Annotated in this window: 8 protein-coding genes and 1 pseudogene; 6 read left to right on the top strand and 3 right to left on the bottom strand. The window is 40.9% G+C overall.

Annotated features, from left to right (window positions below):
* Nucleotides 1-804: an ABC transporter substrate-binding protein gene (locus tag ABID56_RS09755; RefSeq protein WP_354220677.1), complete on the bottom strand. Its 804-nt coding sequence runs from the start codon at nt 802-804 to the stop codon at nt 1-3.
* A gap of 202 nt (nt 805-1006) precedes the next feature.
* On the opposite strand from ABID56_RS09755, the gene helD reads away from it, so the two are divergent.
* The 3 genes from helD to ABID56_RS09740 all read left to right on the top strand — a co-directional run bounded on the left by helD (nt 1007) and on the right by ABID56_RS09740 (nt 5494).
* Nucleotides 1007-3286, top strand: coding sequence for an RNA polymerase recycling motor HelD (gene helD / locus ABID56_RS09750; protein WP_354220675.1), 2280 nt, complete (start codon nt 1007-1009; stop codon nt 3284-3286).
* Between the two features lie 149 nt (nt 3287-3435).
* Nucleotides 3436-3981, top strand: coding sequence for a methyltransferase family protein (locus ABID56_RS09745; protein ID WP_354220673.1), 546 nt, complete (start codon nt 3436-3438; stop codon nt 3979-3981).
* Between the two features lie 16 nt (nt 3982-3997).
* Entirely contained in the window at nt 3998-5494 is a 1497-nt protein-coding gene (locus ABID56_RS09740; protein ID WP_354220671.1) for a phytoene desaturase family protein, read from the top strand.
* Between the two features lie 129 nt (nt 5495-5623).
* On the opposite strand, the pseudogene asnB reads toward ABID56_RS09740, so the two are convergent.
* Nucleotides 5624-6748 (bottom strand): annotated as a pseudogene (gene asnB / locus ABID56_RS09735) (asparagine synthase (glutamine-hydrolyzing)); the annotation flags it as partial.
* Between the two features lie 146 nt (nt 6749-6894).
* Here asnB and ABID56_RS09730 point away from each other — a divergent pair.
* Nucleotides 6895-7791, top strand: a complete 897-nt coding sequence (locus tag ABID56_RS09730) for a cation diffusion facilitator family transporter (RefSeq protein WP_354220667.1) — start codon at nt 6895-6897, stop codon at nt 7789-7791.
* Between the two features lie 42 nt (nt 7792-7833).
* On the opposite strand, the gene mbcS is transcribed toward ABID56_RS09730, so the two are convergent.
* A complete protein-coding gene (gene mbcS / locus ABID56_RS09725; protein WP_354220665.1) occupies nt 7834-9411 on the bottom strand; it encodes an acyl-CoA synthetase MbcS in 1578 nt (525 codons plus the stop codon).
* Nucleotides 9412-9576: 165 nt separating this feature from the next.
* Between mbcS and ABID56_RS09720 the strand changes: the two genes are divergently transcribed.
* Nucleotides 9577-9957, top strand: a complete 381-nt coding sequence (locus ABID56_RS09720; protein ID WP_354220663.1) for a RidA family protein — start codon at nt 9577-9579, stop codon at nt 9955-9957.
* 239 nt (nt 9958-10196) lie between these two features.
* Nucleotides 10197-11663 carry a catalase gene (locus tag ABID56_RS09715; protein ID WP_354220661.1) on the top strand — a complete coding sequence of 489 codons (1467 nt, stop codon included), beginning with the start codon at nt 10197-10199 and terminating at the stop codon, nt 11661-11663.
* Nucleotides 11664-11965 lie beyond the last annotated feature (302 nt).

Genomic DNA, 11965 nt, shown 5'->3' with positions numbered 1-11965 from the left:
TTATTCGTTTAATTCCCATTTCTCTTCAAGCTCTTCAATCGTTCCATCTTCTAAGAACTGTTCAATTAGACTATTAACCTCGTTATAAAATTCTTCATCTCCGTCTTTTGGAAAAGCAACAGCCATTCCTGGTGCAGCTTCTGTTGGGTCATCGAATCCAGCTAAATTTTGCTCTTCGATATACCCTTCTGCAACGGTTTTATCAAGGTATCCAACCTCAATACGACCCGTTTTTAACTCTTGAATAATATTCGTTGCTTTATCCATCGCTTGGATCTCAAAATCATAGTCTTCTTGTAAATTTTCCGCACCTTCTTCTTGGATCGTACCAAGTTGTACACCAACTGTTGTGCCATCTAAATCTTCAATACTCGTAATATCTGAATCAGGTGCTGTGACAAACATTTCACCTGAACTGTGGTAAGACGTTGAGAAATTCACGTTTTCAGAACGACTTTCCGTAGCTGACATACCTGCCATCACCATATCAGCACGTCCAGATTGTAATGCGCCAATCAAACCGTCAAAGTTCATATCATTGATCTCTAGCTCATAACCCAATTCATCCGCAATCGCATTCGCAATATCGATATCGAAACCAACAATCTCGCCGTCTTCATTCATCGATTCAAACGGTGGATAGTCAGCTGAAGTCGCCATTTCGATTACTTGTTTGTCGCCTTCGCTATCTCCTTCACTTGCATTAGCTTCTGATTCATCTTCTGAACTCCCTGCGCCACATGCTGTTAACACGAGCATGACTATTCCTAATAAAATCGCTAAACCCCATTGCTTTTGTTTCATTTTCATCGCCCTTTCTGTATATTTATACGTTTAAATGTATATTAACACGTTATAACCAAATGTCAAAGCTATTTTTTGCATAAAAATAAATTTATAAAATTCTGATTTTTGGAAGGGGTTTCATTTTTGATTTGAATAATCGCTAAAAACATATTAATATGTTATTTTATGGTGGTGATTTCGATTAAAGGAGTGGTTTGCTATGTCAGTTGAAGAACATCCGGAATTTGAAAAAGAACAACAACATCTTGAATTTGTAAAACGATATATTCAAGCTGTCATTAAAACCGGACATGATGATGAAGATCAATTCAAAGCTAATATTAAAGAAGCTTTCGTCGACTTAGACTGGTTTGATTCCAGTTTAAGCTATATTAATATTTTGACGAACGCACGTTTACTCGAAACAAACCAAGCGCAACTTGATAACCTTCGCAAAATCCAATCAAAACCTTATTTCGCCAAAGTTCAACTTGAACGTGATGGACAAGAAGAAGAGTATTACATTTCAAAAACATCACTTTATCAACGCGAATCACAAGACCCGATTTTAATCGATTGGCGTTCCCCACTAGCTAACGTTTATTACGACGGACGCATCGGCCACGTTAATTATGAAGTGAATGGTGAAGAGCGCGAAGCATACCTCGCTTTAAAGAGACAATTTATGATCGAAAACGGTGAATTAGAGTCGATCCGTGATATCGACTTAACGACGACCGATGAATTATTACAAGAGTCACTTGAGGGTTCTGCTGGAAGTCGTTTAACAGAAATCGTCTCCACGATTCAAGAAGAACAAAACCGTGTTATTCGTTCTGATCTAAACAAACCTATCATCGTGCAAGGTGCAGCAGGTAGCGGTAAAACAACCATCGCTTTGCACCGGATTTCTTATTTCATCTATCAATACGCAGAAAACTTTGACCCCGAAAAATTAATGATTCTAGCACCGAACCATGTCTTCTTAGATTATATTTCTGAAGCTTTACCTGAACTAGGCGTTGAGCGGATTAATCAAACAACATTAACCGATTATGTACAACAAGCAATCGGCAAAAATCTAACCCTCATTCGTAACAAAGATTTAGAATCACTTGCTCAATTAAATCATGCTGAAGCCGAAAAACAAAAACGATTATCCAACCTTAAAGGGTCATCATTTTTTAAACAGATCATCGATCAATTTATTAACGATTTAATACCGACCTTCATTCCAGATGAAGACTTTCAAGTTGATAAATTCAAACTTTACAGTACGAAGCGAATTGAGCGTTTATTTAAAGAAGACTATAGTTATTTACCGTTATACAAACGAGTGAATAAAATCAAAAATGTAATCAAACAAGATTTTAAGCAAAAACGCAAAAAAATGACCGAAAAAGTTGAAACATTTTATGATGAGAAGTTAGAAAAAGCCATTTATAGCATGAAAGACGAAACGAAGCGGAAAGAAACGGTATCAAAATTAATTACGAAAAAAGAACAACGAATGAAAGAGCTAGAAACAGGGATTAAAGGAGCGACGCAACGTTACTTTAAACATTTCCCAAACAAAGGCCTTATGACGTATTACAAACTATTATGGGAAAATCCTAAAAAACTCGCTTATTATAGTGATGGTCATTTATCTGAAGAAGAAGCCGAAGAACTAGCTAGCCATACGTTAAAACTTATTCGCAAAAACCAATTCGAGACAGAAGATTTAGCGCTATTATTGTTATTACATGATGCGCTTTATGGCGTAGAATCAGAATACAAAATGGACAAAGTGATTATTGACGAAGCACAAGATTACAGCCCTATTCAATTTATCGCGTTACGCGATGCAATGGAAACACAACTGTTTACGATTGTAGGTGATATCGCGCAAGGCATTTATGGATTTCAAGGTATGGAAGCTTGGGATGAGCTAGTTGACCATATTTTACCTAAATCGAATTACCACGAATTGCAGAAGAGTTACCGTAACACCATTGAAATCATGGATGTCGCTAACCATGTCGTCGATCAGCTATCAATTGATATACCTAAAGTTGAACCAGTTGTAAGACACGGAAAGAAACCGACTTTCACGACTATTCATCAAGCAGGTGACTTAGTTGAGTCCGTCCTACAAGAACAAGAAGCCATTCGAGAACGGAATCTTCAATCCTTTGCCGTTATTGCAAAAACAGAGGCGGATTGTCAGACCATCTATGACCGTTTAACGCCACATGCACATACGCAATTCATTCAAGATCCGAATGAACGCATGGATAGTGATGCGATTATCGTGATCCCTTCTTATTTAGCAAAAGGATTGGAATTTGATTCGGTGTTTGTCGTGTCACTCGATGATCCATTCAACAACCAGGACGAAACAGACATCAAACTGTTATACGTCTCGTTAACGAGACCTCTTCACCGTTTACATCTATTCGCTCCAGATCAAACACATATGATGTTGGATGAATATGATTTTACAGAAGACAAGAATTAATGTTGAGAAAACTTACCCTTTCACAATGTTCTTTAAGATTGTATAGGGTAAGTTTTTTTGTACAAAATACTTTAAAAAATCAAAAAACACGGTTAAATGAACGAATAGTAGGGAAATGAAAGAGTATGTCACCTAAGTGGGGTGTGGACATGGTTGATCTAATATTTATAGTATTATCTGTCATTTGGGTATTAGAGTTTGCGGTATTCCGCAATCGACAAATGACTGACGAAACAGACCGACACAGTTTCACATGGGTTTTGTTCGCTGTCATATGCGTTATTACAGTGTCCCTTATGTCACGTGAATTTGAGTATTGGTTGATGGACGAAAGTCTCGTATCATGGGTCGGGTTACTGTTGCTATCTCTCGGTATCACGTTAAGATACTGGGGAATACAGGCGCTTGGTAAGCAATTTACACGCCATGTCTATGTCGATGAAAATGACACGTTAGTGAGCCATGGCCCTTTTAGATACTTGCGACACCCTCTTTACACAGGCCTCACATGTATTGTCATCGGATTTTCTCTCATTAACCTCAGTATTTTAGGGTTGATTATCGTCGTCACGATATTCATACCGGCGATCATTCACCGAATGCAATTAGAAGAAAACATGTTAAAAGCATCTTTTGGCCCTACATACGAACAATGGATGCAGCAACGCGCCCGTTTAATTCCGTTTATTTACTAACCTTTGGAGGTGCTGTATGAAAAAGAAAGCAGTCATTATTGGAGCAGGATTAGGTGGTCTATCAAATGCTATTCGTCTAGCAGGCGATGGCTATGAAGTCACCGTTTTAGAACAAAACGAGACCATCGGAGGCAAACTCAACCAACGGTCAGGCAAAGGCTATACGTTTGATACGGGGCCATCGATTTTAACGATGCCGTGGGTGTTAGAGCAACTATTCGAATCCGTCCATCGTCGCGTCGAAGATTATATGACGATCGAACGCATCGAGCCACAATGGCGCACGTTTTTTGAAGACGGTGTATCGTTGGATGTCACAAGCGATTTACCCCAAATGATCACTGAAATGGAAAAAGTCACAAACGCTCCCGCTTCACAGTTAACATCGTTTTTAAGCTACAGTGAACATATGTATGAACTATGCATGAAAAGCTTCTATAAATATAGCATCTCAGGACTGTCTGACCTTAGAAAATCACATAAAATGAAAGAATTGCTCGCCATGGATCCGTTTCACACCGTGGCGCAAGGAACTCATAAACATTTTAATAACGCTTATCTTGAACAGATATTTAACTTTTTCGTCATGTATGTCGGCTCAAATCCTTACCAAGCACCGAGCATCTTCAATCAACTCGCTTACGTTCAGTTAGGATTAGGCATCCATTACGTTCAAGGCGGTATGTATAACATTGCCCGTGGTATGAAAGCTGTATTAGACGAACTACGTGCCACAGTGAAAACAGAAACACCTGTCTCTCACGTGTTAACAGAAAAAGGGAAAGCAAAAGGTGTCGTCACCGAGTCTGGTGATGTTTATGAGGCCGATGTTGTCGTCTCAAACTTAGAAGTAATCCCTGCATATGAAACGTTATTTCCTAAAGATAAACAGACGAGAAAAGCAGCGAAAAAATTAAGCAAAACATATGAACCAACTGTGTCAGGACTCGTCTTACTGCTTGGTGTCGATCGTGAGTACGAGCAATTAGAACACCACAACTTCTTCTTCTCTGAAGACCCTGAATTAGAATTCAAGCAGATCTTTGACCAAGGCCGACCTGCAGATGATCCGACTGTCTATATTGGCGTGTCTAAGAAAAATGACAACACGCAAGCACCAGGTGGTAAAGAGAACCTTTTCGTCTTAACACACGTCCCGCCGAAAACATTAACAAAAGGCTCTTTCGATTGGGATGACTACCGACAAGTCGTGCTTAATAAATTAAAACGTATGGGACTAGACGATATAGAAGATCGTATCGAATTCGAAACCCACTTCACGCCTGATACACTCGAATCGCTTTACGGCGCGAATGGCGGTTCGATCTATGGCGTCGCCGCGAATAAGAAAACAAACGGTGGCTTTAAGATACCTGCAAAAAGCGATCAATACGACCATCTATACTTTGTAGGTGGCTCTACCCATCCAGGTGGAGGCGTACCGATGGTGACACTCTCTGGTCAATTAACAGCTGACCTGATCGTGAAGCACGAAGGAAAAGGAAACGCATAATAAAGGCACGTTGCTAGCGATATGAAACTAGCAACGTGCCATTTTTTTATGATGTGACACGCACGTCATAATGCGTGAGCCAATGGTTAATCTGCCAAAAATGCGCCAACAACTGCGGCCCTGTCATCAACTGACCGTTGTCTCCTTTTTCACTTGTCGGCAAAACCATAACAAGGACGAATCAACATCTGCCATACCTGGTTGATCGCGCAATTCTACCGCTTCTTTCAACAAATGAGCCAAGTCTTTTTCACCGATAAAACAGTCGCGGTGATCTGTCGCATATTGACTGGCGACAATCGATTTAAAATCCGCATCCGAATTCGGTTGAAAATGATTGGTCTTGAAGTAATGCTCGTTCCCTTCATAATCAATCGAAAAGGTCGGTAAAGTCCCTTGAGACGTTTCATTAAAATAATTTGCCGCAATCGCTGTAATCGCACTCGAATCTAATCCACCTGATAAAAACGTCGATACAGGCACATCAGATACTAATTGTCGCCTAATCGCATCTGTCACTAAATCCCGAACTGCCGACACCGTATCCTCATACGAATCAGTATGCTCGCGGCTTTCAACTTGCCAATAACGCCACACACGGACGCCTTGTGTCGACACGGTTAAAGCATGACCTGCACGTAACTCGTGAATTTGCTTAAAAATGCCACTACCCGGCGTGCGTGACGGCCCTAAGCCGAAAATATCAGCCATTCCTTCCAAGTCGACCACTGGTTCAATCTTCGGATGAGCCAATAATGCTTTAATTTCAGAGGCGAATAGTAATTGACCGCCCACTTCACTATAAAATAATGGCTTAACCCCTAGACGATCTCGCGCCAAAAATAATTCTTCATTATATTCATCCCAAATCGCAAACGCAAAAATGCCATTCAAACGATCTAAACATGTCTTACCCCATCTCACGTATGCTTGCAATAGCACCTCTGTATCGCATGACGTTTTAAAGGTAACATGACTTCGCTTCAATTCACGCCTTAACTCCGCCGTATTATACAACTCTCCATTGTATATAATCGTATAACGCGCACCTAAATAATCAACAGTCATCGGCTGCCGACCATTTTCAGGGTCGATTACCGCTAAACGCTGGTGGCTAAATGCGACATGATGATTGATGAAAAAACCTTGATCATCGGTCCCACGATGTCGTAATGTATCCGTCATTTGTTGTAAAACGGATTGTTGTGCCACGCTCGTTTGTTGCCAATGAAACCAACCGGCGATACCACACATTGATCATCAACTCCTCCGACCTTTTGCTATGTGGCTATCATATGTGTAAATCGTCAATTGTTTCATGACATTTCAAAAATGATTAGACTAAACGGTTCAAAGCTTGGTATGATAAACCATATAACTTAAAAAAAGTGGGATTGATTATGGAAAATCGCCATCAAAAAGCACAATTCGCTTCGATCATCGGCATATGTACGAACTTAATACTAGCCATTATTAAAGGACTCGCAGGCGTCTTCGGCAATAGTAAAGCGCTCATTGCCGACGCTTTTCATTCAGCTTCAGATGTCGTTAGCTCCGTTGCTGTCTTGGTCGGCATTCGTGCTGCGAGAAAACCGCCTGACCCTGAGCACCCATACGGTCACGGCAAAGCTGAAAACATCGCTACGTTAATTGTGTCTATTTTACTCGTTGTTGTTGGATTCGAGATTTTACTCGACTCGGCATCATCGTTAACCGAACCACAACCTAAAAATACGACGAAAATGATTGCCTTATATGTTATTATCTTTTCGATTATTGTGAAAGAAGTTCTTTTCCAATATAAAAAGCGTCTCGGAGATAAAATTAATAGCCCAGCGATTATTGCCGATGCGTGGCACCACCGCTCAGATGCCTTATCGTCATTTATCGCCTTAGCAGGTATCGGCCTTGCGATGGTCGGCCAATATTATGACGTGCCGATGTTGTTTTACTTTGACCCTATTGCGGGAGCTTTCATCGCTGTCCTTGTCATGTGGATGGGCTTTACCATTGGACGCGATGCGGTTAACGTGACGCTTGAGACCGTTTTGGATCATGGCCGGACGAAGAAGTTTGAAATCACAACGAACAAAGTCGATGGTGTGAAACGATTGGATTTACTAAACGCGCGCACACATGGGTCGTATGTCATTATTGATGTTAAAATCAGTGTTGACCCAACGATCACCGTCGATGAAGGACACGGTATTGCAGCTCGGGTTAAGGAACGACTTATGGAAGATCACCACGAAGTTCAAGATGTTTACGTCCACGTTAATCCATATCATGAGACATAAATTGAGCCAAGGGCGCGCACCCTTGGCTCTTTTTTCATGCTATTAAGCTTGACTCATCTCTTGTTTACGCAATTCGATACGACGAATTTTACCAGATGTTGTTTTCGGTAATTCTTTTATAAATTCAATATCGCGCGGATATTTATAAGGTGCTGTTAAGTCTTTGACGTGGTCTTGAAGTTCTTTCACAAAACCATCACGCTCGGCATCGACACCGTCTTTTAGAACGACAAACGCTTTAACAATCGCGCCACGAACTTCGTCTGGACTTGCCACAACAGCGCATTCCTGCACATCAGAGTGCTTCACAAGCGCATCTTCTACTTCAAATGGTCCGATCGTGTAGCCCGAGCTAATAATAATATCGTCACTACGCCCTTCAAACCAGAAGTAACCATCTTCATCTTTCGTCGCTTGGTCACCCGTTAAATAATATTCGCCGCGATATGTGGCGGTCGTTTTTTCTTGATCTTTATAATAATGCTTGAATAAAGCAGGAGTCGACTGGTGCACCGCAATATCGCCTACTTCACCAGGACCTACAGGGTGACCATCTTCGTTAATAATCTCCACCGTATTACCAGGTGTCGGTTTACCCATCGAACCAGGACGGACTTCCATCCCTTTCGTAATACCGACTAATAACGTGTTCTCCGTCTGACCATAGCCGTCACGCACCGTTAAGTTAAAGTGACGTTCAAACGTGTCGATCACTTCACGGTTTAGTGGCTCTCCAGCTGAAACAGCGCTGTGTAACTCACTTAAATTATATGAATCTAAATTATCGACTTTCGCCATCAAACGATATTCAGTCGGCGTACAGCATAAGACATTCACGCCATAAGACTGCAACAACGATAAATACGTTGTCGGTGAGAATTTACCTTGATAGACGAGACCTGTCGCACCTGATCCGAGCACAGATAAGAATGGACTCCACAACCATTTAGCCCAACCAGGACCTGCCGTCGCCCAGACGAGGTCTTTTTCACGAATACCTAACCACTTCGGTGCAGCTGTTTTCAAATGCGCATAACCCCATCCATGTGTGTGCACGACACCTTTCGGGTTCCCTGTCGTACCTGACGTGTAGGATAAGAACGCCATGTCATCACGCTTCGTGTCTGCTGTTTCAAATTCAGTCGACGCTTTATCCGCGAGTTCGTCTAAACGGTGCCAGCCCGTTTGGTCACCACCTAAAACAAAGCGTGTTAAATCACTAAATTGATTAACCGCTTCAAATTCATCTGTGTAAGGGTAATAACTGACCACCGCTTTCACGTCGCCATGCTGAATCCGATATTGTAAATCTTTCGTTCGAAGCATTTCTGAACTTGGAATAACGACGAGACCAGCTTTTAAAGCTGCCACATACACTTCATATGCCTCAATTAAACGAGGGATCATGACTAACACTTTATCCCCTTTATGTAAGCCAGCCTCCGTCAATACATTCGCAAATTGATTCGCTCGATTAAACAATCCCTCATATGTGACACTGTCTTTGTTACCGTTTTCATCTTCCCATAAAATAGCAGGACGTTCAGGGTCATTTAAATACTGTTCAAATTCATTCACAATGTTGTAATGATCCGGTGCAATTAATTCTTCGCGTTTCATGAAATCAGTCCTCCTCATCAATTATATTTTGATTATAACAAATTTTCTCAAAATATAAATAATTAAAGCTCGTTATTTTAAATTGTCATTTTTCGTTCGGGTTAAGTTTTGCTATGATAGAGCTAACGAGAACGTTACTTTATCCTCATTCAAAGGAGAGATTCGATGAAAAAAGTTTATGCTACAAACCAAGCACCTGAAGCAATTGGACCCTATTCACAAGCTGTTGAAGTCGACAATACGGTTTATATTTCCGGGCAAATTCCGCTTATTCCTGACACGATGGAAATTGTCGGTGACACAATCGAAGAACAAACCCATCAAGTTATGAAAAATGTAGGCGCTATTTTAGAAGAGACAGGTCTTACCTTTGATAACGTCGTTAAAATGACGATTCTACTTGATAATATGGCCGATTTCGGTACAGTAAATGAGATTTATGCTAGCTATTTAAATGAACCGTATCCGACGCGCGCTGCTTATGAAGTCAGTCAACTACCGAAAAACGTCAAAGTCGAGATCGAAGGCATTGCGAAACGATTTTAATAGATTAATTTAAATAGCTATTTGGCCGTTCTCAGTCGTTTTATTAGCCTTTCAAAAGGAAACATTGTATGATGATAATAGAGTGAGAATGTTTCATTATTTACACGATTTTTGACATATGATAATGTTTTTTCTCAATAATGTTACCTCCATTATTTATAATTATTTTAATTTACAAATCGATATAAATTAGTTATTATGATAATTGTGTTATTTAATTCTAAGGGAGGAATTAATTTATGGTAGACAAGAACAATCGTCTAACGACGTCAAGTGGAGCCCCTGTCGGTGATAATCAAAACTCAATCACAGCTGGCAAGAGTGGCCCAACACTAATCCAAGATGTACATTTACTTGAAAAACTTGCTCACTTTGACCGCGAGCGTATTCCAGAGCGTGTTGTTCACGCAAAAGGTGCTGGCGCATTCGGTTACTTTGAAGTAACAAACGACGAAATCTCAAAATATACAAAAGCTGATTTCTTAAGCGAAAAAGGCAAACGCACACCAATGTTCATCCGTTTCTCAACTGTTGCAGGTGAACTAGGTTCTGCTGATACACTACGTGACCCACGTGGTTTCGCTGTGAAATTCTACACTGAAGAAGGTAACTATGACTTAGTTGGTAACAATACGCCAATTTTCTTCATCCGTGATGCTGTGAAGTTCCCAGACTTCATCCATACACAAAAGCGTAATCCGCAAACAAACTTAAAAGACAAAAACATGGTTTGGGATTTCTGGAGCAACTCACCAGAATCACTACACCAAGTCACATACCTACACGGTGACCGTGGTATCCCAGCAACATACCGTCACATGAATGGTTACGGAAGCCACACTTACAAGTGGGTAAACGAAGATGGAGAAGCATTCTGGGTTAAATATCACTTTATTAGTGATCAAGGTGTGAAAGGCATGGACGAAAGTGTCGCTGATGAGATTGCAGGTACAAACCCTGACTATCACACTGAAGATTTATTTAACTCAATTGATAATGGCGACTATCCTTCTTGGACACTATACGTTCAAATCATTCCATACGAAGACTTCAAAGATTACGAGTGGGATATTTTTGACGTCACGAAAACAGTAAGTAAAGAAGATTATCCTCGTATCGAAGTTGGTAAGATGGTGCTTAACCGCAACCCTGAAAATTACTTCGCTGAGGTTGAACAAGCAGCGCTTTCACCTGCACACTTAGTGCCTGGTATCGAAGCGTCACCAGATAAAATGTTACAAGGTCGTCTATTCTCTTACTCTGATACACAGCGTTATCGTTTAGGCGTAAACCATGAACAACTACCAGTTAACCGTCCAATCAATGGTCAAAACAACTATCAACGTGGCGGTTACATGCAATATGGTGATCACGGTAGCAACATTAACTATGAACCAAACAGCTATGATGACGCACCGAAAGAAGATCCAGACAGCAAAGTACAACAATTCGACGTTGAAGGTGAAGTGCTACAAGCGCCATACCCTAACGCCGACCATTACACACAAGCTGGTGACTTATACCGCCTCATGAGCGCTGATGAAAAAGATCGCCTCATTGAAGCCGTTGTTGGTCACTTAGGCCAGTGCACAATGGAAGACGTTAAGAAACGTCAAATCGGTCACTTCTACAAAGCAGACCCTGAATACGGTCAACGTGTTGCAGATGGTCTAGGTATGGAAGTACCTGAAGATGTTAAAAAATAATTTTTGACTAATAAGATCAGCCGCATTGAGTTGCGGCTGGTTTTTTTGTATATGTAACCACTTCGATCGTGCGATTTTTTCTCTGATACGGCGAGTTTCTTTCCCGATACGGCGAGTTTCTTTCCCGATACGGCGAGTTTCTTTCCCGATACGGCGAGTTTCTTTCCCGATACGGCGAGTTTCTTTCAAAAAAGATCGAGCGCATCTTAGACTAACCTAAATATTTGAGACAATATAAAACACCTTCGAAATGGTACAATGAAAGAAGTACTTATTCGGAGGTGTTTTTGCATGGGCAAAAA

Origin of the sequence: Alkalibacillus flavidus (assembly GCF_040545925.1) — a bacterium.
Lineage (GTDB): Bacteria > Bacillota > Bacilli > Bacillales > Alkalibacillaceae > Alkalibacillus > Alkalibacillus flavidus.
The sequence above is the reverse complement of the archived record's forward strand: the minus strand, read 5'-3'. Positions and strand labels throughout refer to the sequence as shown.

Bases quoted from the DNA above. Each gene is read 5' to 3' on its own strand.
- mbcS (WP_354220665.1), bottom strand. From the start codon at position 9,411: ATGAAACGCGAAGAATTAATTGCACCGGATCATTACAACATTGTGAAT.
- helD (WP_354220675.1), top strand. From the start codon at position 1,007: ATGTCAGTTGAAGAACATCCGGAATTTGAAAAAGAACAACAACATCTT.
- ABID56_RS09720 (WP_354220663.1), top strand. From the start codon at position 9,577: ATGAAAAAAGTTTATGCTACAAACCAAGCACCTGAAGCAATTGGACCC.
- ABID56_RS09755 (WP_354220677.1), bottom strand. From the start codon at position 804: ATGAAACAAAAGCAATGGGGTTTAGCGATTTTATTAGGAATAGTCATG.
- ABID56_RS09740 (WP_354220671.1), top strand. From the start codon at position 3,998: ATGAAAAAGAAAGCAGTCATTATTGGAGCAGGATTAGGTGGTCTATCA.
- ABID56_RS09730 (WP_354220667.1), top strand. From the start codon at position 6,895: ATGGAAAATCGCCATCAAAAAGCACAATTCGCTTCGATCATCGGCATA.
- ABID56_RS09715 (WP_354220661.1), top strand. From the start codon at position 10,197: ATGGTAGACAAGAACAATCGTCTAACGACGTCAAGTGGAGCCCCTGTC.
- ABID56_RS09745 (WP_354220673.1), top strand. From the start codon at position 3,436: ATGGTTGATCTAATATTTATAGTATTATCTGTCATTTGGGTATTAGAG.